At 66.3% G+C, this 21,972-nt stretch carries 18 protein-coding genes, 1 tRNA gene and 1 pseudogene; 12 read left to right on the forward strand and 8 right to left on the reverse strand.

Features of this window, described 5'->3' with window-relative positions; translation table 11 throughout:
• Nucleotides 1-3: 3 nt before the first annotated feature.
• Nucleotides 4-1,443, reverse strand: coding sequence for a phytoene desaturase family protein (locus EDL96_RS08850; RefSeq protein ID WP_123825433.1), 1,440 nt, complete (start codon nucleotides 1,441-1,443; stop codon nucleotides 4-6).
• 95 nt (nucleotides 1,444-1,538) lie between these two features.
• Here EDL96_RS08850 and EDL96_RS08855 point away from each other — a divergent pair, with 95 nt between their 5' ends.
• Together EDL96_RS08855 and EDL96_RS08860 are read left to right on the forward strand one after the other, a co-directional pair.
• Nucleotides 1,539-3,539 (forward strand): BCCT family transporter, encoded by a 2,001-nt coding sequence (locus EDL96_RS08855; protein WP_407656940.1) that lies wholly within the window; start codon nucleotides 1,539-1,541, stop codon nucleotides 3,537-3,539.
• Between the two features lie 69 nt (nucleotides 3,540-3,608).
• Nucleotides 3,609-4,274: a transglycosylase SLT domain-containing protein gene (locus EDL96_RS08860; RefSeq protein WP_123825434.1), complete on the forward strand. Its 666-nt coding sequence runs from the start codon at nucleotides 3,609-3,611 to the stop codon at nucleotides 4,272-4,274.
• A gap of 71 nt (nucleotides 4,275-4,345) precedes the next feature.
• Here the strand turns inward: EDL96_RS08860 and EDL96_RS08865 are convergent, their stop codons facing one another.
• Complete coding sequence (locus EDL96_RS08865; RefSeq protein ID WP_233568790.1) at nucleotides 4,346-9,274, reverse strand: NAD-glutamate dehydrogenase; 4,929 nt, start codon at nucleotides 9,272-9,274, stop codon at nucleotides 4,346-4,348.
• Between the two features lie 434 nt (nucleotides 9,275-9,708).
• On the opposite strand from EDL96_RS08865, the gene EDL96_RS08870 reads away from it, so the two are divergent.
• The gene (locus EDL96_RS08870; protein WP_158609570.1) at nucleotides 9,709-10,596 is read left to right on the forward strand and encodes a glycerophosphodiester phosphodiesterase family protein; all 888 of its coding nucleotides are present in this window, start codon (nucleotides 9,709-9,711) and stop codon (nucleotides 10,594-10,596) included.
• Between the two features lie 52 nt (nucleotides 10,597-10,648).
• Here the strand turns inward: EDL96_RS08870 and EDL96_RS08875 are convergent, their stop codons facing one another.
• On the reverse strand, nucleotides 10,649-11,182 hold the full coding sequence (locus tag EDL96_RS08875) for a histidine phosphatase family protein (protein WP_123825436.1): 534 nt from the start codon (nucleotides 11,180-11,182) through the stop codon (nucleotides 10,649-10,651).
• 52 nt (nucleotides 11,183-11,234) lie between these two features.
• On the opposite strand from EDL96_RS08875, the gene EDL96_RS08880 reads away from it, so the two are divergent.
• From EDL96_RS08880 to EDL96_RS08895, 4 genes are all read left to right on the forward strand, one after another.
• Nucleotides 11,235-12,251, forward strand: a complete 1,017-nt coding sequence (locus EDL96_RS08880; RefSeq protein WP_123825437.1) for an aldo/keto reductase — start codon at nucleotides 11,235-11,237, stop codon at nucleotides 12,249-12,251.
• 79 nt (nucleotides 12,252-12,330) lie between these two features.
• A complete protein-coding gene (locus EDL96_RS08885) occupies nucleotides 12,331-12,774 on the forward strand; it encodes a DUF350 domain-containing protein (RefSeq protein WP_123825438.1) in 444 nt (147 codons plus the stop codon).
• Nucleotides 12,775-12,925: 151 nt separating this feature from the next.
• Nucleotides 12,926-13,540: a DUF2617 family protein gene (locus tag EDL96_RS08890; RefSeq protein WP_158609572.1), complete on the forward strand. Its 615-nt coding sequence runs from the start codon at nucleotides 12,926-12,928 to the stop codon at nucleotides 13,538-13,540.
• Between the two features lie 76 nt (nucleotides 13,541-13,616).
• Nucleotides 13,617-15,575, forward strand: coding sequence for a bifunctional sugar phosphate isomerase/epimerase/4-hydroxyphenylpyruvate dioxygenase family protein (locus tag EDL96_RS08895; protein ID WP_123825440.1), 1,959 nt, complete (start codon nucleotides 13,617-13,619; stop codon nucleotides 15,573-15,575).
• Here EDL96_RS08895 and EDL96_RS08900 read toward each other — a convergent pair.
• Nucleotides 15,552-15,983: an acyl-CoA thioesterase gene (locus EDL96_RS08900; protein WP_233568800.1), complete on the reverse strand. Its 432-nt coding sequence runs from the start codon at nucleotides 15,981-15,983 to the stop codon at nucleotides 15,552-15,554. The genes EDL96_RS08895 and EDL96_RS08900 overlap by 24 nt on opposite strands.
• A 259-nt stretch (nucleotides 15,984-16,242) precedes the next feature.
• On the opposite strand from EDL96_RS08900, the gene EDL96_RS08905 reads away from it, so the two are divergent.
• The 3 genes from EDL96_RS08905 (at nucleotide 16,243) to EDL96_RS08915 (ending at nucleotide 18,253) form a co-directional block, all read left to right on the forward strand.
• The gene (locus tag EDL96_RS08905) at nucleotides 16,243-16,878 is read left to right on the forward strand and encodes a YdcF family protein (protein ID WP_199732571.1); all 636 of its coding nucleotides are present in this window, start codon (nucleotides 16,243-16,245) and stop codon (nucleotides 16,876-16,878) included.
• Nucleotides 16,879-16,961: 83 nt separating this feature from the next.
• A tRNA-Leu gene (locus tag EDL96_RS08910) sits at nucleotides 16,962-17,048 on the forward strand.
• Between the two features lie 851 nt (nucleotides 17,049-17,899).
• Nucleotides 17,900-18,253: a lamin tail domain-containing protein gene (locus EDL96_RS08915; RefSeq protein WP_267900148.1), complete on the forward strand. Its 354-nt coding sequence runs from the start codon at nucleotides 17,900-17,902 to the stop codon at nucleotides 18,251-18,253.
• Between the two features lie 46 nt (nucleotides 18,254-18,299).
• Here EDL96_RS08915 and EDL96_RS08920 read toward each other — a convergent pair whose 3' ends face one another.
• A complete protein-coding gene (locus tag EDL96_RS08920; protein ID WP_123825443.1) occupies nucleotides 18,300-18,800 on the reverse strand; it encodes a MarR family winged helix-turn-helix transcriptional regulator in 501 nt (166 codons plus the stop codon).
• A 78-nt stretch (nucleotides 18,801-18,878) separates the two neighbouring features.
• On the opposite strand from EDL96_RS08920, the gene EDL96_RS08925 reads away from it, so the two are divergent.
• Both EDL96_RS08925 and EDL96_RS08930 read left to right on the forward strand, forming a co-directional pair.
• Nucleotides 18,879-19,454 carry an NADPH-dependent F420 reductase gene (locus EDL96_RS08925; protein ID WP_123825444.1) on the forward strand — a complete coding sequence of 192 codons (576 nt, stop codon included), beginning with the start codon at nucleotides 18,879-18,881 and terminating at the stop codon, nucleotides 19,452-19,454.
• Between the two features lie 46 nt (nucleotides 19,455-19,500).
• Nucleotides 19,501-20,373 (forward strand): VOC family protein, encoded by an 873-nt coding sequence (locus EDL96_RS08930; protein ID WP_123825445.1) that lies wholly within the window; start codon nucleotides 19,501-19,503, stop codon nucleotides 20,371-20,373.
• A 15-nt stretch (nucleotides 20,374-20,388) separates the two neighbouring features.
• Here EDL96_RS08930 and EDL96_RS08935 read toward each other — a convergent pair whose 3' ends face one another.
• The 3 genes and pseudogenes from EDL96_RS08935 to EDL96_RS08945 form a co-directional block, all read right to left on the reverse strand.
• Nucleotides 20,389-20,667, reverse strand: a complete 279-nt coding sequence (locus EDL96_RS08935; RefSeq protein ID WP_233568792.1) for a hypothetical protein — start codon at nucleotides 20,665-20,667, stop codon at nucleotides 20,389-20,391.
• A gap of 205 nt (nucleotides 20,668-20,872) precedes the next feature.
• A pseudogene (locus EDL96_RS08940) lies at nucleotides 20,873-21,334 on the reverse strand (transposase); the annotation flags it as partial.
• A gap of 34 nt (nucleotides 21,335-21,368) precedes the next feature.
• A partial coding sequence (locus EDL96_RS08945; RefSeq protein WP_123825447.1) for an IS30 family transposase occupies nucleotides 21,369-21,972 on the reverse strand: 604 nt, incomplete at its 5' end.

Below are 21,972 nucleotides of genomic sequence, written 5' to 3' on the forward strand. Positions count from 1 at the left end.
CCATCACCGGACCAGGCCCAGCTCCCTCAACGCGGTCATCGCGGCGTTGTGACCACCCATGCCGTGCACGCCCCCACCGGGCGGGGTCGAGGACGAGCACAGGTACACGCCCGGGGCCCCGGTCCGGTACGGGTTGAGTGCCGGGACGGGACGGAAGACCTGTTGGAGGCCGGCCAGGGAGCCACCGCCGATGCTTCCACCGACCAGATTCGCGTTCATGGCCTGCAGATCCGCCGGACTGTGGTCCACCCTTTGGACGATCCGTTCGCGTAGCCCGGGTGCGAAACGCTCGATCTGCTCGATGACCCGGTCGCCCGCCAGGTTCGGATTCTTCGCGGGGCCTCGGTAACCGTACGGGACGTGCGCGTAGGCCCAGAGTATGTGCTTGCCCTCGGGTGCCCGGGAGGGGTCGACGACGGTGGGCTGGGTAGCCATCACGAACGGCCTGTCGGGCAGGGTTCCGGTGGCCGCGAGCCGTTCCGCACGGTTGATCTCCGCCAAGGCCCCACCGACGTGCACCGTACCCGCAGTCGCAACGCGTTGGTCGTACCAAGGCACAGGGCCGTCCAGGAGCAGGTCGACCTTGTGGACCGCCGTGCCGTAGCGCCACCGGTTCAGTCTCCGGCGGTAGGAGGGTGAAAGGTCCAGGCCTTTGAGCCGTAAGAGCTGGCGCGGCGTCAAGTCGAGCATCAGGACGTCCGGATCGCCCAGCTCGCGCACGTCCGAGACCCGTCGTCCTGTTTCGATCCGACCGCCGTGGGCCGTCAGATCGGCGACGAGGGCATCCACGATCGCCTGCGTGCCGCCACGTGCGACCGGCCACCCGTTGACGGCTGCCAGGGAGTTGAACATGACGGCGAACGCGCTGGTCAGGGGTGCAGTCATCGGCAGGGTTGCGTGCGCGGCCGAACCCGTGAACAGGGCCCGGGCCCGCTCGGTGCGGAAGGCCCGGGAGGTCCAGGTGACGGGCCACGGAGCGCGCAGTCCGAATTTCGCCATGGTCAGCGGATGGTTGGGCCAGCGCATCAAGGGGCCGAGCGAGTCGGCAACAATGTGGTCGATGCTGTCACGCGGACCGGCGTGCAACCGCCGCCAGGCCGCGGCGTCGTTGCCCAGCCCGTCTGCGGTCCGGTCAAGATCAGGGAGCAGGAGTCCCGGTTCGCCGTCTTCCATCGGATGCGCTGCGGCGATCTCCGGACGCAGCCATTCCAGCCCATGCGCTCCGAGGCCCAACGCCTCGAATGCGGGGGATACCGCACCGAACGGGTGGCAGGCTGCCCCCAGGTCAACCACCGTCCCTGCACCCAGGACAGGCCCCGAGCGAGCGGCCCCACCCACAGTGGTCTCCGCTTCGACAACGGTGACCGACAGACCCGCTCTGGCCAGCACACATGCAGCCGTCAGCCCGTTCGGACCGGCTCCCACGACGACGGTGGTGGCCATGCGACGGCTCCTCACGACGGCCCGCCGGGGGCCAATTTGATAAGTTAGGTTTCTTGTCAGAGCAAGCAACGAGCTAATCCTGCACAGGAGAACCCGTGAGCACCACAGAAAGTGCACCACCGTCCGGTCCCCCCGAACAGCCCGAACCGGGCGAATCAACCACCCCCGTTGACGAGGTGGACTCCACCTCTGCGGAGACTACCGAATCAGCCTTCGACGTCTCCGCCGAGACGGCGCAGGAACGCCAGCAGCACCTCTTGACACGGCTCAAGGAGTCCTTGGCTCGTCCCGAGCCGGAGATCCGGATGGGTCTGGACAATGTGGTCTTCGGCATCGCCGGCATCCTGGCCATCGCCTTCGTCGTGTGGGGCTTCGCCAGCAGCGAGAGCCTCGGCACATTCGCAACCCAGGCTCTGACCTGGACCATGACCAACTTCGGTTGGCTCTTCGTCATCTCGGCCACGGTCTTCGTGGTCTTCGTGGTCTTCGTCGCCCTGTCACGCTTCGGCCAGATCCCGCTGGGGCGCGACGGGGAAAGCCCCGAGTTCCGCACCACCTCCTGGATCGCGATGATGTTCGCAACCGGCATGGGCATCGGTCTCATGTTCTACGGCGTGGGCGAACCCCTGTGGTTCTACATGTCGCCCCCTCCGGGGACCGTCGACGGGCAGACCGTCGAGGCAGCAGCCACCGCCATGGGCACCACGCTGTTCCACTGGACCATCTACCCGTGGGCCATGTACGCCCTGGTCGGCCTGGGCATGGCCTACGGCACGTTCCGAGTGGGTCGCTCCCAGCTGTTCTCCTCCATGTTCACCTCTCTGTTCGGCCACAAGGCCGTCAACGGCGTGGGTGGCAAGATCATCAACATCCTGGCCATCGCCGCCACGTTGTTCGGGTCGGCGTGTTCGCTGGGCCTGGGTGCACTCCAGATCGGCGGCGGTCTTCAGGCCGCCGGCCTGTGGGAGCAGACCTCCTCCGTGATCCTGGTGGCCATCATCGCCGTGCTCACCGCGTGCTTCGTGGCCTCGGCGGTCTCCGGCGTGGAGCGCGGCATCCAGTGGCTGTCCAACATCAACATGGTGCTGGCCGTGCTGTTGGCCGTGATTGTGTTCATCGGTGGCCCCACCCTGTTCATCCTGAACATCATCCCGTCGGCCATCGGCAACTTCATCTCGGAACTACCGGCCATGGCTTCGCGCACCTCGGCCGTCGGTGACGAAACCATGTCCGAATGGTTGTCCTCCTGGACGATCTTCTACTGGGCCTGGTGGATCTCCTGGACGCCCTTCGTCGGCATGTTCATCGCCCGCATCTCCCGCGGACGCACTGTCCGCCAGTTCATCGCTGGCGTGATGTTCGTCCCGTCGATCGTCTCCCTGATCTGGTTCGCGATCTTCGGCGGCGGCGCGATCGGCCTGCAGGAACGTGCGGAGCGCGCGGGCGACACCGGTGCCATGCTCACCCAGCAGACCGCCGAGGGCCCCGATCTGAACTTCGATCTGGTCCTCTTCGACCTGATCAACACCCTGCCCGTCCCGCAGATCGTCACGGTCATCCTGATGATCCTCGCCGTGATCCTCGTGGCGATCTTCTTCGTCACGGGGGCCGATTCGGCCTCGATTGTCATGGGCGGCATCTCGGAGAACGGATCCGTCGAACCCTCCAAGGGCTCGGTGGTCTTCTGGGGTGTGGCCACGGGCGCCGTTGCCGCGGCAATGCTCCTGGCAGGTGGGTCCGATCCCAGCGCCGCACTCAACGGGCTCAAGAACATCACGATCGTCTCGGCCCTGCCGTTCGTCGTCGTGATGCTGCTGTTGTGCGTCGCCATCTACAAGGACCTCAGCAACGATCCGCTGGTGTTGCGGCACCAGTTGGCGCGGCAGGTCCTGGTGGATTCGGTCACCACGGCCACCACCGCCACCGACGGCGAGGAGCTCGAAACCATCGAGCTGCAGACCTCGAACGGCAACACGGAACAGATCCCCATCATCCACAGCGACGACGACGGCGTGGTCATCCGCAGCCGCACCATGGGTGTTCCCGGTTCCGCACCCCTGGGAGAGGTCAAGGAACGGGACGACGACAACCGGTAACCGTTCACCGTTCGAAAACGCCGACATCCCGGTCAGCTCCGGCCCCGTTCATGGCCTACGCTGACCGGGATGTCTGCTTCCTCAGCCAAGTCCCCCAAGCGCGGCAAGTCCGCGAAGCCTGCCGCTTCGCGGCGTTCTCGTCCCGCGGGGTCCAAGAGCACAGCGACCGGGCGCGCCGCCAGAACTCGAAGCTCGATCACGAACAACTGGTTACCCATCACCGCGGTGGGCCTGCTCGTCATCGGTGCGGTGGGAGCCATCATTCAGAACACCAATCCCACGTGCGCCGACCGGAACGGTGTGATCCCCGAGGACTGGGCGGACGACGTCGTCAGTGCCGCGGAGGTCTCCGGTTTCTCCCCGTCGGTCATTGCCGCCCAGATCCAGACGGAGAGCAACTGGGACCCGGAGGCCGAAAGCCCCGTGGGAGCTGTGGGACTGGCGCAGTTCATGCCGGACACGTGGGACCTGTACGGGCAGGGTGAGGCGACCAGCCCGGAGGCTTCGATCGCCGCACAGGGTCACTACCTGCGCGATCTGCGCCGCATGATGGCCCAGCTCGAACCGGCCGACGAGCAGGAGGAACTGGACCTGGTCCTGGCCGCGTACAACGCGGGGCCCACCGCCGTGCTCGAGGAAGGCGGAGTTCCGGAGTTCGAAGAGACGGGGAACTACGTCACTCAGATCAACGATCTGGCCGACACTCGATACGCGGAGGTCTGTACGGCTGACTGACGCCCGGAGCGGGCCTTGAGCCCCACCCCGGGTGCACCCGGTTGCGGATACCGGACGGTACCGTTGGGCAGCTAGTCCTGGATCGACGCTCGCATGGTCCGTAGTGCCACGGACAGTGCCGCCAAATCCGCCGCCGGATCCCCCGTTTCGCTGGCCGCAATGTCCTCCAACGTGGAACGCAGCCGGGTCAGCTGGGTCTGGTTCTCGCGTTCCCATGCCTCCACGTGGCCCTCAGCCGTGTCCGCCTCCACGCGCAAAGCCTCGGCGGCCATGGACACCAACGTCGAGTAGACGTCCTCCCGCATGGACATACGTGCCAGGGATTCCCAGCGCGTGGTCTGCGGCAACGCCCCGATCCGCTTGAGCATGGCCTCGATGCCGAACCGGTCGTAGAGCAGGAAGTACACCCGCCCCACGAGTTCCAGGTCCTCCCCCGCCTGGCTGCCCAGTCGCACCACGTCCAGCAGCGGGTAGGAGTCCAGGGTCCAGGACCATTCGCGGGCAAGCTCCTGCGGAACGCCCTGGCGTCGGGCGATGTCCAACAGTTCGTCGTCTCGGGTCGCGGACTCGTGACCCAGGAGAACGGTGTCGCTGCTGCGCAGTCCGGCGATGGGTGCGTAGCGCTCGGTGACCTCGGCGATCGGCTGCGCGGTCTCCCTGCGCCGCACGAGCCACCGAACGGCCCGGTCCACCAGGCGACGCTGGTCCTGAAGCATCCGCACCCACAGTTCCGTGGGGATCTCCGCGGGCAGGTGCGCCACCGCGTCCAGGTAGGGGTCGACGTCGAAGATTTCGACCGTTGCCAGGAAGGCCTTGGCGAGTTCACCCGCGGAGCAGGCAGATTCGTCCATGGCCCGGAAGGCGAAGGTTGCGCCACCGACGTTGATCATGTGGTTCGCCACGATCGTGCACACGATTTCGCTGCGCAGCGGGTGGGTCTGCAGGTCGCCCCCAAAGCGTTCGAGCACGGGCGCGGGGAAGTAGGTCTCCACCACGCGGTTGGTCCACGGGTCCTCGGCCAGGTCCGAATCCACGAGCGCCTCGGAGAGCTGGATCTTGGCGTAGGCAGTGAGTACGGACAGCTCGGGAGAGGTCATGGTCTTCCCGGCCGCGATGCGCTCCTCCATGGCCTCCGTGTCCGGGAGGTACTCGATCGCCCGGTCCAGATCCGCGGTGTCCTCCAGCCAGTCCATGAGGCGTTCGTAGGTCACCATGTAGTCGTCGGCCTTCCACCGGTCCACGGTGAGAGTGACGTTCTGGGCCACGTTGGTACGCAGCACCAGATCGGCGACCTCGTCGGTCATGGACTCGATGAACTGCGCGCGGTCCTCGCGCGACAGGCGCCCGGCCGTGACCATCCGGTCCACCAGGATCTTGATGTTGACCTCCCGGTCGGAGGACTCCACACCACCTGAGTTGTCGATGGCATCGGTGTTGATCAGCACCTCGTTGTGCGCCGCCTCGATCCGGCCCAGCTGGGTCGCCCCCAGGTTGCCGCCTTCGCCGACCACCTTGACCCGCAGCTGGCGCCCGTCGACCCGGATGGCGTCGTTGGCCTTGTCCCCGACCTCCGCGTGCGATTCCTCGGAGCCCTTGACGTAGGTGCCGATGCCGCCGTTGTAGAACAGGTCAGCCGGTGCCTGCAGAATCGCCCGGATGAGCTCTATCGGTGACAACGATTCGGTGCCCTCCGGCAGGTCCAGGGCAGCCCGGACCTGCTCGGTGACCGGCACGGACTTGGACTGGCGGGAGTAGACCCCACCACCCTCGGAAATCTTGGCGACGTCGTAGTCCTGCCAGGAGGACCTGGGCAGCCCGAACAACCGCTCCCGCTCCGCGTAGGACACGGCTGGGTTCGGGTTCGGGTCCAGGAAGATGTCCCGGTGGTCGAAGGCCGCGACCAACTTGATGTGTTCGGACAGCAGCATCCCGTTGCCGAACACGTCCCCGGACATGTCGCCCACGCCCACCACGGTGAAGTCCTCCGTCTGGGTGTCGTGACCGAGTTCGAAGAAGTGTCGTTTCACGGATTCCCACGCGCCACGAGCTGTGATGCCCATGGCCTTGTGGTCGTAGCCGACCGAGCCACCGGAGGCGAAGGCGTCGCCCAACCAGAAACCGCGTTCCAGGCTGATCGCGTTGGCCGTGTCCGAGAATCGGGCCGTGCCTTTGTCCGCGGCGACCACCAGGTAGGAGTCGTCACCGTCGCGGCGAATCGTGCGCTGGGGCGGCACAGTGCGGTCTTCGCCGTCGCCGGTACTGATCTCCAAGTTGTCCGTGACGTCCAGCAGCGCGCCAACGAACTCCTTGTAGGCCTCCTCGCCCGCAGCCCCCCAGGCCTCCCGGTCCACGGACGGGTCCGGCAGCTGCTTGGGGTAGAAGCCACCCTTGGCGCCGTTCGGGATGATCACCGCGTTCTTGACCATCTGGGCTTTGACCAGCCCCAGGACCTCGGTGCGGAAATCCTCCTGACGATCGGACCACCGCAGGCCGCCGCGGGAGACCGGGCCGAAGCGCAGGTGGGTGCCCTCCACCCGCGGGGACCACACCCAGATCTCATGGGCCGGGCGAGGCAACGGTGCCACGGAGATCCTGCGTGGGTTCAGTTTGAACGCGATGGCCGGCCGGTCCGGCTTGTAGGCGTTGGTCCGCACGGTGGCGTCCACGACTTCCACCAGTGCGCGCAGGAACCGGTCGGCGTCCAGCGTGGGGACGTTCTCGAGTTCCGCGGTGACCCGGTCGTGGGCCTCACGACGCGCGGCCGCCCGGGCCTCGGCGTCGTCGTCGCCACCGGAGGTGGTGAACAGGTCGGGGTCGAAGGAGGTCTCGAACAGCTCGACGACAGCGCGCGTGACACCCGGGTGGGCCAACAAGGTGTTGGCCATGAAGTCGAAGGAGTGCGGGACCCCGAGCTGCAGCAGGTATTTCACGTAGGCACGCAGCACGGCGATGGTCCGCCAGTGCAACCGCTCGGCGAGCACCAACCGGTCCAGCGCATCAGACTCCGAGCGGCCGGAGAGTACCGCACACAGGACCTCTTCGATCAGGTCCTCCGTCCGGGCCTCGTCCGGGCCCACCGGGTCGACGCCCGCGGGCAGTTCCACACCGAAGTCATAGAGCTGGAACTCACGCCCGTCGGCCGGGGTGATCTCGTAAGGCTTCTGGTCCAGCACGGTCATGCCCAGGTTCTGTTCCATCGGCAGCAACTCGGTCAGACTCAACCGGCGGGTCAGGTAGATGTTGACCCGCACCTGGCCCGGGACTTCCGCGGGTTCGCCTGCCTCTCCGATGGTGGCCACACGGACCTCCGCCGGAAGATCCGGGTCACGGCCGGAGAGCATCTCGCAGCGCTGGAGGTCCGCCACCGCCTCGTCGATCTCGTAATCCGCCCGGTAGGCCGGGGGGAAGGCCTCTGCCCAGGCGTAGGCGTACTCGCGGGCCTGCTCCTCGTCGAATTCCTCCCCGATCGCGCGCACCAAGGCGTCGGGCCAGGACCGCACGGCCGAACGGACCCTGGACTGTAGATCGGCCATGTTGACCGGGGGCGGGGTGTCGCTGGGCAGTCGCAGGCGGAAGAACAACCGTGCCAGGGAGGACGAGGACAACCGGATCTGGAAGTCCACGTCCGTGGCCTGGTAGAGATCCACCAGGACCTCCGCGATGCGCTGCCGCACGGAGGTGTTGTACCGATCCCGCGGCACGTAGATGACCGCGGAGACGAAGCGTCCGAACAGGTCCGGGCGCACGAAGGTCTTGGTCACGCGCCGCTCGTCGAGTCCCAGAACGCCCTCGGCCACTTCTTGCAGCTCCGGCACGGACATGTGCAGGAGCTCGTCCCTGGGGTACTCCTCCATCAGGCTCAGCAGGTCGCGGGCGGAGTGGGAGTCCTCGCGGAAGCCGAACCGCCGAGTCACGGCGTCGATCTTGCGCCGCACCCACGGGGTCTCCTGCGCAGGGGTTGAGTAGGCCTTGCGGGCGAACAGCCCGATGATCAGGTATTCACCGTTGACCCGGCCCTCGTCGTCGAAGCGCCTGACCCCGATGTAGTCCAGGAACTCGCTGCGATGGATCTCCGAGCGGGCGTTGGCCTTGGTCACGAACAGGGTTTCCCGGTCCTTGGCGTGCTCCTGTGCCTGGCTGGTGAGTCGACTACGGTGCGTCCCCTCCCCGGATTCGCTCAGCAGGCCCAAACCGGTGTCCGGGCGGGACTCCAGGTACAGCTGGTCGTCGGGCCCGTTGAGGTCGTACTCCTTGAAGCCCATGAGGACGAAGTTCGCGTCCAGGATCCAGCGCAGGAACTCCTGGGTCTCCGTGACGTCCCCCAGCCCCAACCCGTCGGACCTGTCCCGGTCGGCAAGTCCGTCCAGGGAACCCACCAGGTTCTCGACCGCGGCCCGCAGTGCGTTCTGGTCGTGCGAGATCAGTGCGACGTCGGCCAGGACGGGCCGCAGCGTTTCGACGAGCTGTTGGGCCGATTCGTCGTCGCACTCGCGGGTGAGCACCACCTGGACCCAGGATTCGACGGCGGTCCGCTCCCCCAGCCCGCCCACGGCCGGGATCGTCTGAGTGTCCCCGCTGGAATGCGCCGCGAAGTCCGGGACCTCGCCCACGGAGGTCAGGACGCCGTCGTCGTCGCGGGTGACAAGCAGGATGGGGTGGACCACCAGTCGAGCACCGCCCCAGTTCCGCGCGATCTGGGTGTTGATCGTGGACACGACGAACGGGACGTCGTCCGTGACCACGTAGAGCACCGACCGCTGCGGCTCCCGTTCGACCTGGATGAGGGTCTCCCCCGGAGCACGCCGGTCGGCCAGCGCGCGGTGGTGCCTGGCGCGCTCGACCAGGGATTCGACGGGCCGGGAGGTCAGGTCCTCGGCCGAGACGTTTTCGTAGTAGGCCTGGATCCAGGCGTCCGGACCGGTGAACTGCGGCCGCCGGCCGACCACGGGAATCACGCCGGTTCGGTCCGAGACCTCTGAACGGTAATGGTCTTGTGTCACTGCTCGATCACGCCTTTGTGAGGGATTGTGAGGTGGCGACGGGCGACGGCGACGGTGGCCGCCCGGGCCCGCGCACGGTAGGAGACGACACTCACCCTAGTCGTGATCAGCACTTTTCCCAGGGCCCGCAGTTCACTCCCCGGTCACAACGCCGACTTCCTGACATTTCCGCATGTCAACTGATAGTTACTGGCGCGTTCCTAGCGTGGGCCGGGTCAGTGGTCGACTCCACGAGGGTCGACTGACCTCTTCCCACGTAGCTGGAGGCGACTGTGCGCCGTGCTGGATCGAGCCATCCGACGAACACCCCGTACCGCACCGACCGACCCACCCGCCGTCCACGTTTTCTGACCCGAGTCCTGGCTTGCTGTGTAGCGTCGATGTTGTTCGCGGCAGGCACGCCCCCGGTACACGCAACCGACAGCGAGGATCCCATGACCGATTCGAACCAGTCCCGCACCACCGACGAGTTCGAGCTACAGGCACACCGCGCGGGTCGGGGGCACTGGACGGAGAACTCCCTCCACGCCACCGGCCGCTCCCTGGACACGGGGGTCGGCGCCGTGGAAGTGGACACCCAACTGACCCGAGACGGCGTGGTGGTCGTGTGGCACGACAGCACTCTGCAGGCGGACAAGTGCCGCGACACCGGGCCGGTCACGGACGGTGACCCGGCATACCCGTACGTCGGTGACCACCTGCGCGACCTGACTCTGGAACAGATCCAGTCGGTGGACTGCGGATTCCAACCGGCCCCGGGCTTCCCGGACCAAGAGGTCGTGACCGGGCACCGCATCGCCCCGCTCAGTGAGTTCCTGGCCCTCGCCCGCGAGCGCGGCGCAGAAAGCATGTGGTGGAACATCGAGATCAAGATCGAGGACCCCTCTGACGCCGCCGAGCGGAACCTGCACACGGATGCAGTGCTCCAGGAGGTCTACGCCGCCGGTGACCCGGGCAGAACGCAGATCCAGTCCTTCGACTGGGCGGTGCTGGACAGGGTGGCCGTCACCGCACCCGAGGTGCGTCTGGGTGCGTTGGCGACGGCGAAGAACCCCAGCGGCGCCGGGCAGAACCCGCAGGAGGTTGCCCGCCGCGGGTATGACGTGTGGGTCCCGAACCACACCATCCCGTCGGAGGACGACATCGCCGAGGCCCATGACCTGGGACTCAAGGTGGTGCCGTGGACGGTCAACGACGCCTCGGACATGCAGCGGTTGATGGACTGGGGCGTGGACGGGCTGATCACGGATTATCCGTGGCAGTTGCGGGAGATCATGGCCCAGCGTGGCATGAGTCTTCCGTCCCGGTACCCCGCCGTGTGACTCACGGCGGGCACCCGCCCGGGGTCACGCGGTGGTCCGCCCTCCCGGGGGGTCACGCGGTGGGCACGGAGAGCAGCCCCTCGTCCACCGGAACCACTTCCGCGTTCTTGACCCGCACGGGCTCGGTGTCCTGCAGGTGGGCCACCGTGAAGCGGATGAGGGCCCCGTGGGCCACCAACAGGACGTTGCGCTGGGGGAACTCGCGTTTCACCTGGTGAAGCACGGCCAGTGCCCGGTCGACGACCAGGTGTTCGAGCTCGGCACCTTCCAGAAGGCGGTCGTACTCCGTGGGCGTGATGCCCTCGATGGACAGCCCCTCACTGGGGCCGAAGGACCGTTCGACGAGCCCGGGGTAGGTTCCGCCCAGTTCCACGCCGAGTTCACGTGCCACGATCTGCCCGGTTTCGCGGGCCCGGACCAGCGGGGAGGTGACCACCAGGTCCCACCCCGGGTCCATTCCCCGCATGCGTTCGGCGGCCTCCACCGCTTGCGCCCTGCCGGTCCGGTTGAGGGGGATGTCCGATCCCCCTTGCAGACGCTGCGCGCGGTTCCAATCGGTTTCACCGTGGCGCATGAACGCGAGCATGCGGTTGCCTCCTGGGCTCTGGGACGGGACGTGACTCGGCGACAATGTCGACATGCAACCAGCCGATGCCTCATCCTCCATTGTCTCCGACCACGACGCGCACGGCACGGCTCACGGCGAGAGACTCACCACACGGTTGGTCTACGGGGCCATGGCGCTGGGCGGCTCCTGGGACGGGGCCGATCTCACGGACCAGGAGTTCGCACACGGTTTCGCCGCTCTCTCGGCGGCTCATGACGCCGGATTCCGCGTGATCGACCTGGCCGACATCTACACCGCGGGGAAGTCCGAGTCCGTCGTCGGGCAGTGGTTGGCCGAGAACCCTGTCCGCCCGGAACTGACCCTGCAGACCAAGGCCGGCATCCGCCTTCCGGGCAACACCGCGCCGGAGGATGCACCCGTCCACTACCGCCTGGACCGTGCCACGTTGCGTGACGGGTTGGAAGGATCCCTGGCCCGGCTGGGCGTGGACGCGGTGGACCGGTTCCTGATCCACCGCTGGGACCCCCTGGTCGACGTCGCCGAGGTGGGCACCGTCCTGGACGAACTGGTGGAGGAAGGACTGACCCGCGGCATCGGCGTCTCCAACGTCTCCTGGTACCGACTGGACCTGCTGCAACGCCACCTGCACCACCCGGTGGAGGTGGTGCAGTCCCAGTTGAGCCTGGGGCACCGGGACTTCGTGGAACGCCAGATCCTCTGGGACCACCCGGACGGCACCGCGGTGGACTTCAGCGAAGAACTCCTGGACGAAGCCGCCGCCTCCGGCGTCGAGATCCAGGCCTGGGGCGCTCTGGACCAGGGTCGGTACACCAGGGAGCCGCAGGACAGTGCCGATTCGGCCACCGCGGATCTGGTCCGTCAGATCGCCACGGACCTGCGCTGCTCCCCGGAAGCCGTGGTCCTGGCCTGGATCATGCGCCTGCCGCAGCGGGTCCGGCCCGTGATCGGTTCCGCCGATCCCGGCCGGATTCGGGCCTGCGCCGAGGCCGACCGCGCACTGGCGGTCCTCACGTACGAGCACTGGTACGCGCTGCTCAACAGTGCCCGCGGTCGCAATATCCCCTGACGGCGGCTCGGCCACGCATACTTGGCACAGACACTTCAACGGGCTCCGCATGGGCCCTCGACGATTGGCTGGACACACCATGGACTCCCCTGTTCTCGGCTCCCTGCTCTACTCGGCTGCGGCCGCTGCTTCCTATGGGCTTGTCGGGTTGGTCCTGCTCGCCCTGGGGTACGTGATCATCGATTTACTGACCCCCGGCAAGTTGCACGAGCTGGTGTGGACACAGCGCAATCGCGGAGCGGTTCTGGTCCTGGGTTCCTCGATCCTGGCCATGGGGTGGATCGTGCGGGCGGCAATCCTCAGCTCGGCCTCCGTCCTGTGGCTGGGCCTGGTGTCCACGCTGGTCTACGGCGTGATCGGCCTGGTTCTGATGGCCGTGTCCTTCTTCCTCATGGACCTCCTGGCCCCCGGAAAGCTGGGCGCGCTGATCGTGGACGACGACGACCGCCTGCACCCCGCGGTGTGGATCACGGCGGCCACGCACGTGGCGGTCGGCCTGGTGGTGGCGGCAGCCATCGCCTGATCCAGCTGCGTGTTACAGACCTGAGCGGTACTTGCCGCAACGTTCTTGCCGTCGTCGAGCAACTCACGTAATTTGCAGTCGAAACACGCGTTGGTTGACGAGCTCTCCCCCCAGTCGCCCGGTTCGATCCGACGCGGGGAGAGGAGAAGCCTTGAACGGCCAACCCCGGGGGCACCACCCCCACGCGCAGAACACCCTTCACCTGGACCGTGATTTCCCGGCCCCGGCAGCGGCACCTCAACCGCCGGACGTGCACGAGGCTCTGAGCTTCGAGCGCAACGGCGACCTGTTGCCCGCGGTGGAAGCAACCACCGTGCAGGTCCCGGGGCACCCGGACGTCACGGTCGAACTCCGCGTTCTCGACGGCGGCCACCAAGTGGTCCTCACCGTCCGGGACCAGACCTGGGTGGAAACCCTCCTGGACCACGACGCGAACGCACCGTGCCTGCCCATCAGTCAGCGGCACGACGATCCCGTCAGCGGGGACCTGGTGTACGAGGCCCGCTGCACCGTGACCGGGCATTCACCGCGGGGGCTGCGCAGGCAGCGCAAGCGTGCGCAGGAGACCTGCGCGTCTGCGACCGGTTCCATCATCGTGGGCGCGGGCACCGAGAAGGCGGTCGGCCTGTGCGTCTTCGGCTTCAACGACGACGACGAACTCCTCTGGCGCTCCTGGCGCGTCCTGCCGGGGCAGAACCGGCTCGCCCACACCGTCACGACCGTGTGGTTGTCGGCCTTCAGCTCGGCCCTTCGCCGTGCGGGCTGACACCTGATCCGCTGCTATCGTCGCCCGTGGCGACGGCAGCGTGGCCGTCGTGTTCCGTCGGCACGTAGGAGATCAGATGCGCACGTCCATTGCCACCGTCTGCCTGTCCGGAACCCTGGAGGAAAAGCTCGACGCCGTGGCCTCCGCCGGTTTCGACGGTGTGGAGATCTTCACTCAGGACCTTCTGGTGTCGCCGACCGCTCCCGAGGAGGTCCGCGCCCGGGCCGCGGACCTGGGGCTGTGCCTGGACCTCTACCAGCCGTTCCGCAACGGTGTGGAGCTGGCCCCGGACAAGTTCGACGACGCCCTGCGCCGCCTGCGCCGGACCGCTGAGCTGATGAACCGGTTGGGAACCCCCACGCTGCTGGTGTGCTCGAACGTTTCACCCGATGCGGTGGCCGATGACGACCTGGTCGCCGAGCAACTGCACCGCATGGGCGAAGTCGCCGCGGACCACGGCGTCCGACTGGCCTACGAGGCTCTCGCCTGGGGCACCCACGTCCACGGTCACGACCACGCCCACCGCCTGGTCCTGGCGGCCGATCACCCCAATGTGGGGACCTGCCTGGATTCCTTCCACATCCTGTCCCGGGGCGGGGATCCGGCGTCGATCCAGGACATGGACGGGGACAAGATCTTCTTCGTGCAGCTCGCGGACGCCCCCCTCATGCGTTTGGACGTCCTGTCCTGGTCCCGACACCACCGGGTGTTCCCGGGCGAAGGGGATTTCGACCTGGTCGACGTGATGACCCGGCTGGTCCGTTCCGGGTATTCCGGCCCGGTGTCCCTGGAGATCTTCAACGACTCGTTCCGGCAGGCCGACGTCGTAAGGACTGCCGTGGACGGATTGCGGTCCTTGCGCTGGCTCGAGGACCGCACCCGGTCCGCCATGGCATCCGAGCTGAGCGCTTCCCCCGGAACCGAGGGCTCCGTCGGCGCGGGCACGCGCGGGACCACGGACCGGCTCGAACTGCAGACCTTGCCCAAGATCTCCGCCCCGTCCGGGTGGGACTTCGTGGAACTGCGCACCACGGACCTGGGCGACACCACGCGTCTGCTGCACCGCCTGGGGTTCCGGTTGGGTGGCCACCACCGCAGCAAGGACGTTCAGGTGTGGTTGCAGGGCGACGTCCGGGTCGTGGTCTCGGAAGCCGGCGAGGGCACACGCCGCCAACCCGATCTGGACCCCCGGGAGCGCCCGGGCCGTCGCCCGGTCGCGGAGATCGCAGGCTTGGGTTACGAGGTCGAGGATCCGGCCGCGGCTTACCAACGCGCTCTGCAGCTGGGTTCCGATCCGGTCAACCGGAGCGAACTCCCGGGGGAAGCAGTGCTCCGGGGCGTCTGGGCGCCGGATGGCACGGAGATCTTCTTCGGCCCGGCACCGGGTGCCGGAGTCCCCGCGTGGCTCGAGGAATTCGGGGTGGAGTCGGAGGCAACGGGCTTTGCGGACCTGATCACGGGCATCGACCACGTCAACGTGGCGCAGAAGTGGCAGCACTACGACGAAGGCGTGCTGTTCTACACCTCCGTGCTGGCGCTGGAGGCCGCGGCCGCGCAGGACGTTCCCGGACCCTCCGGCCTGGTCCGCTCCCAGGTCATGCGCAGCCCCGACGGCGCCGTTCGGATGCCCTTGAATCTCGCTCCGACCGCGGCGGAGCAGGGATCGTTCGTCGGAGTCGCCTACCCCGAACACATCGCCCTGGCCTCCACCGACGTTCGCGAAGTCGCGCGGCGGGCCATGCGCCGCGGACTCGAATTCCTGACGGTGCCGGAGAACTACTACGAGGACCTGGTCACTAGATTCGATCTGGACCCGGCCACGGTCGCCGAACTGCGCGAACTGAATCTGCTCTACGACCGGGACGAGCACGGTGAGTTCCTGCACTTCTACACGCGCACCCTGGGCGACCTGTTCATGGAAGTCGTGGAGCGGCGCGGTTACCAGGGTTTCGGGGCGGAGGACGCCCCGGTGCGGCTGGCTGCTCAGTACCGGTTGCAGTCGCGGGAGACCTCAGCGGAACAGCGCTGGACCTGACCAGGGTTCAAGGAGGGCCTGCTGCTCCTTGGTCAGCCGCAGGACCCGTTTGGTGGCGGGGTCGTAGAAGGCCAACTGCGTGTGCGCTCGCACGCACACCTCGCCGGTGGCCGAGTCGTGGATTTCGATTCCCAGGATCAACGCGGCACCGGCGGCCTTGACGACCCACACGCGTACCGGTGCGGGAACGTTGCGGTATTCCAGGGCCTTGAGGTATTTGATGCGGTGTTCGGCGATCAGCGCCTGAGTGCCTTCGGGCAGGCTGTCGAACAGCGGCACCACAGGCGGGATCACCTGGTCGCCGGTCCCCACGGGGATCCCGAAGGCCGCGATCCGCGCCTCTTCCAGCATGCGGACCACTTCCACGTTGTTCACGTGGCCGTAAGGGTCCATGTCCCCCCACCGCATGGGAATCTGGACCAAGGTTCCGGGGCCCTCGATTGCGACGGCGGCCCGGGCGCCGTCGGGGGTGGCGGCCCCGGTGTGAGAAAGATCCTGGGACTGAGGCGTCGTCATCGGTGGGTGATTCTCCTTATGATTCGGGCGGGCCTGGGAAAACGCTCACGTGCGCGGAGGCGTTCGGCGTCCGACCCGGTCAACATTATCCGCGGTCACGGGCCGCACACTCTTGGGGAAGTACCGGCACGACGACGGGGAAGGTTCCGGCATGAAAACACTGGCGCGACGCCGATGGCGAGTCCTGGGAACCATCCTGGGGACCGGCGTCGTGCTGGCCTGCACCTGGGCCCTCGTGTGCACGGGCGTCATGCTGCACCCAGACGTCACCGAGAACCCTGAACCAGCCGATGCCCTGTTGGTCCTGGGGCCGCCGGACCCCAAGCGGATCGAGGTGGCTGCAGAGATCATGGACGCCGGGCTGGCACCCGTGGCCGTGGTGGCCACCCCCGATCCGGTGACCGGAACCTGGCCGTCCGATGCGGACTTCATCCGGAACCAGTCGTACTGCGACTCCGATCTGCCCTACGAGGTCATCTGCTTCAAGCCGGATCCCTCGACCACTCAGGGTGAGGCGATCAAGTTGCGGGAGCTGGCGGAAGAGCGAGGGTGGGACAACGTGATCGTCCTGACCTATCGCCCGCACGTGGCCCGCTCCCAGCTGATCGTGGGGCGTTGCTTCGAGGGCACCACCCAGTGGCCCACCTTCGACTACCAGGAGGACTACTCCCCGTTCAGTCGTATGACTTGGCGGGAGTTCATCTACCAGTCAGCGGGGTTCCTCAAGGCCTGGGTGACGCCGGGGTGCGACAGCCAGCTGCCGTGGCACCCCAAGTCCGGGGCCTGAGGTTCCTCGATTGGCGCCGGAGGCTGCGGATGGGTATGCTGTCCGTCGTTGCCCAGCAAGGAACTGCTCTTGCTGAACACCACGCGCGAGTGGCGGAATAGGCAGACGCGCACGGTTCAGGTCCGTGTGCCCGAAAGGGCGTGGGGGTTCAACTCCCCCCTCGCGCACCAGTGTGATGTCGCACGAAACCCCCGAGCCCTCACCGGTTCGGGGGTTTTGTCATGCGCGGCAGGAGTGGCGCATAGTCACCAATGCCCGACCACACCGGTTTGTGTCGACCCGATTGGGCATGGCCCCGCACGCTGGGCGGAAAGAGGGGACTGAGCCTGTTTACCCCTCATGGACCCGCACGCGACTCTGTGAGCGGGAGAACAGGAGGCATCGCCGCAGACCGGTCCACCTCTCGCTCCCGGCTGCGACGGGCTATTCAAACGGATAACTCACACCGAGAACCGTGAACAGGACACCCATCGCCGTAAACAAAAAGGCAGTACCAAAGTACACAAGGGCGTACCACTTCGAATATCTTCCATATTCATAGTCCAACTAGGACTCCGCTTGCTCGTCCCGCCGATAGAGCCGAACCCGGTTAATGCCGACCAAGATTCCAATCAAAGTTGCAGGGATGCCGACACCAAGCAAAGAGGCCTTCATCATTTTTCACCCACCTCAAGTTGGGTTGAACCACGCGAATCTTACCGTGGATGGTCACCTCAAGTTGGATCGAGGATCCGAAACCGCCACAGTTCACGGGAAGATCTTCCCCACTCGAGCTCACTCCAGCGCCGTCGGCGTCGGCCCGCCGCTGTTGCCACCACCCCTATCGAAACACATCTACCTCCGGGTAACATGCTGCATACCCCCGAACTCCCCTCCCCTGGATGCTCCAGTCAACTCTGCCAATGAGGTCACCATCTCCATCCGCCGCACCCTCTCCCTTGCCTTGGCCGCCGCCGCCGTGGCGGCTACCCCGATGGCGGTCGCAGCCCCGCCCAAGCTGTGACCGTTCGCCCGCTTGACGTTGTCTCCATCAAGTACGACCCCGCCGGGCGCGACACCCGCGCCAATTGGCACATCAACAACGAATTACGTGGTAGTTAAGAACACTGGATCAAAGACGCTCATCTTGAGTGGCTATCGCATCAAAGATGCCGCCAATCACACCTTCGTCTTCCCAACTGGCACCAAGATCGCACCGGGGAAACAGATCATGATCCGCTCGTGCAAGGGCGCAAACACCTCCGGAACGCTTTACTGGAACCAGAACAACTACGTCTGGAACAACACCGGAGACACACTGCGCATGTACAGCCCCAAAGGTGCACTGCTCGAAAAGTGCAGCTACCGAGGTGGCGGGTCAACCGCCTATTGCTGAGGACCACGACGTCCATGCCCGACGGCCAGGCGGTGGCCACGGGACGTCACCGGCCGCCGTCGTAGCGGGTGTACACAGCGGCCTTGTCCGCACGGGGGTCCAAATGCCCCAGGACGGAACCGGCAATCTCCCGCAGCTGGTCGACCTGCCGAGGTGTCAACGCGTCGAAAATCAGCCGCCGCACCGTCGCTGAATGCCCGGGCGCCGCTTCCCGCACCTTCTCCCACCCAGCTTCCGTGAGTGTGGCGTTCGTGGCACGCCGATCCCCCGGGCAGGGCGCACGGCGTACATAACCCCGATCCTCGAGCCTCCGCACCACGTGCGAGAGGCGGGGCAACGTTGCCGTGGTCAGTGCCGCCAACTCGGTCATGCGCAGCGTCCGTTCGGGCGCCTCGGACAGCATGGCCAGCACGAAGTACTCGAAGTGCAGCAGGCCTGCGTCACGCCGCAGCTGCGAATCCAATTCACCCGGCAAGAGCTCCATGACGGCAGCCAGCCGCACCCAGGCGGCCAGCTGGTCGTCGTCGAGCCACGAATCCTGATCCATCTCACTCCTAACAGTTGACGCTACAACCATACAGCGCTATCTTTTAGTTGAAGCAACAATCAATCTTTGGAGGATCTCATGGCACACGTCAACATCATCGGCACCGGCAACATGGGCCAGGCCATCGCAAGCGTCGCCACCAAGGGCGGCAACACCGTTGAGCTGTTCAGCCGCGCCGACGCACAGACCCCGCTGACGGGCGACGTCGTCGTCCTGGCCCTTCCCTACCCGGCCCTCGCCGACGTGATCGCCGAGCGCAGCGAGCAGCTGGTGGGCAAAACGATCGTGGATATCACCAACCCAGTGAACTTCGAGACCTTCGATTCCCTCACGGTCCCCGCCGACAGCTCCGCCACGGCCGAACTCACCAAGGCACTGCCGAACTCCTCGGTGGTCAAGGCGTTCAACACCAACTTCGCCGGCACGCTGGCCTCGGGCATCAACGGCGAGCGCCCCACAACGGTGCTTATCGCCGGTGACGATGCCGACGCCAAGGATCGTGTGTCCCAGATCGTCACGGACGCTGGCCTCTCCGCGATCGACGCCGGTGCCGAGTCCCGCGCCCGCGAGCTGGAATCCATCGGCTTCCTTCAGATCACCCTCGCTGCCGCGGAGAAGATCCAGTGGACCGGCGGATTCAACGTCGTCGCTTGAGGCCTGTCTTCCACGACGCTCACCGAGACACTCGAAAGGACCTGAAATGACCACTTCGACGCAGGAACTGCTCGCCGCAGACACGTCCATGGGTGCGGTCACCCTGCTGGTGGGCGACCTCAAAGCGATGACCGCCTACTACCGCGACGCCGTCACCCTCAGCGTGATCTCGGAGGCCCCCACCCGAGTGGTCATGGGGCGCAACAACCTCCCCCTGGTGATCCTGGAGCTCGCCCCGGAGCTCAAGCACGCCTCGCGTCGACAGGCGGGGCTGTTCCACACCGCGATCCTGTTCGAGACCCAGGCGGACCTTGCCGCAGCGATCTACAGCGTGGCCACCCGCTACCCCGGGACTTTCACCGGCAGTGCGGACCATCTGGTCAGCCAGGCCTTCTACTTCTCTGACCCCGAAGGCAACGGTGTGGAGCTCTACTGGGACCGCGCCCGCACGGAATGGAGCTGGGTCCACGGCCGCGTGGAGATGGACACGCTCATGCTGGACCCCAACGCATTCATGCGTGAGCACCTCAGCGAACAAGCCGTTCAGGAGGCCCATCAGCGCGCGGCCACTGTGGGGCACGTGCATCTTCAGGTCGGCGACATCGCCAACGCCAAGCGGTTCTACGTGGACAAGTTGGGCTTCGAGACGACGGCGACCATGGGCACCCAGGCGCTGTTCGTCAGCGCGGGCGGTTATCACCACCACATGGCGATGAACACCTGGAACAGCGCCGGCGCCGGCCCCCGCCCCAAATCGCTCGGTCTGGGGACGGTCCGCCTCGAGCTTCCTTCCTCTGATGACATGGGTGAACTCGACGAGCGCCTCACGCACTACGACGTCGCGACCCGCAACGACGGCGCCACCCTCGCCTTCGAGGACCCCTGGCTCAACAGGGTGGAGGTTTCCGTCCGAGGTTGAGGCGGCAGATCGGCTTCAGGCCGGGCTGAATCCGCGTTGCCGACGCCATAACCGCGGCCATTGGCGGGCGGCTTTGGGAGATATGGCCTTCTGCTGGTGCCGCGACCAGAAATGCTCTCCGGACCATTCGAATCTGGGTTGCTCTTTCGCCAAGAACGCCTGTTGACCGATGCAGGCGTCGGGACCCTCGAGGACCTCGCGGAAGAGGGCCTCAGAGATCTCGTCTTGGCCGAATCCGGCGGTGACAGCCATGGTGTCGGAAGCCAGTCGGATCAGATGCTTGTGGGCTTGCACGGACAACTGCGACCGCCCTGCGAGTTCTGTGACCACATACCCAAGGCCGTCTCGAAGTCTGCGTCCTCTACGACGCGGGTGAGCATTCCCCAGTTCTCGGCATCAGAGGCCGAGACGGTGTCGCCGGGGAGCAACAGGTATGAGGCAGCCCCCGCGCCCACCAGGCGAACGGGGACTGCCGCACCGTTAGGTGACAGTTGGGGTGTTAGGCCGCGAGGCTCACGGCGGGGTTCATGATGGTCTCGCATTCGATGGGGGTCAATCGACCCATACGGGCCTGTCGGCGGCGGCGGTGATACTTGCGTTCGATCCAGGTGACGATCGCGATCCGCAGCTCGTCGCGGGTCCGCCACCGCTTGCGGTCCAGGACGTTCTTCTGCAGCAGGGCGAAGAAGGACTCCATCGCCGCATTGTCCCCGGCGGCACCGACTGTCCCCATTGAGCCGATGAGGTGATGACGGTTCAGCGTCTGCACGAATTTACGTGACCGGAACTGGGATCCTCGGTCCGAATGCACGATGCAGCCAGCGACGTCACCGCGGCGGGAAGCGGCGTTGTCCAGGGCGTTCACCGCCAGTCGCACCTTCATCCGGTCCGAGATCGAGTAGCCGACGATGCGATTCGAGAACACGTCCTTGATCGCGCAGCAGTAAAGCTTGCCCTCGCTGGCTTGGATTCCAGCAGTCGTCGCAACACGTTGATCACGAGGCCTTCAGTAAAGCAGCCATTCGCTCGGCCGGTGTGTCCCAGTCCAGCGATTTTCGGGGGCGTCCGTTGAGTTCTTGAGCCACGGCCAAGAGGTCGTCAATGCTGTGCGCGGCGAGATCAGTGCCCTTGGGAAAGTATTGCCGGAGGAGACCATTGGTGTTTTCGTTGCTGCCGCGTTGCCAGGGCGATCCGGGATCGGCGAAGTAGACCTCGAAGTCGGTCGCGGTGGTGAAGGCACGATGTTCTGCCATCTCCGCGCCCTGATCCCAGGTCAGGCTGCCTCGCAATGATGATGGCAGATCTCGAACAGTCGCGATGAGAGAGTCACGGACGGCCTCTGCGGTCCGGTCCCGCCCGAGATACCCGAGCATCACGAAGCGCGTTGACCGCTCGACCAACGTCGCCATCGCGGAGCCGCCGAGTGCCCCGATGATGAGGTCTCCCTCCCAATGCCCTGGAACATCACGAGCATCGACCACGGGCGGTCGGTTGCTGATGGCGTTCATCGGATCGACGAATCGTGGACGTCGCGCATCGGCCTGCCGGTGTGGTTTCCGCGCAACCCTCCCGCGCCGAAGTTGCTGTCCGAGTGAACGC

It is taken from the genome of Kocuria soli, from assembly GCF_003797835.1.
Taxonomy (GTDB): domain Bacteria; phylum Actinomycetota; class Actinomycetes; order Actinomycetales; family Micrococcaceae; genus Kocuria; species Kocuria soli.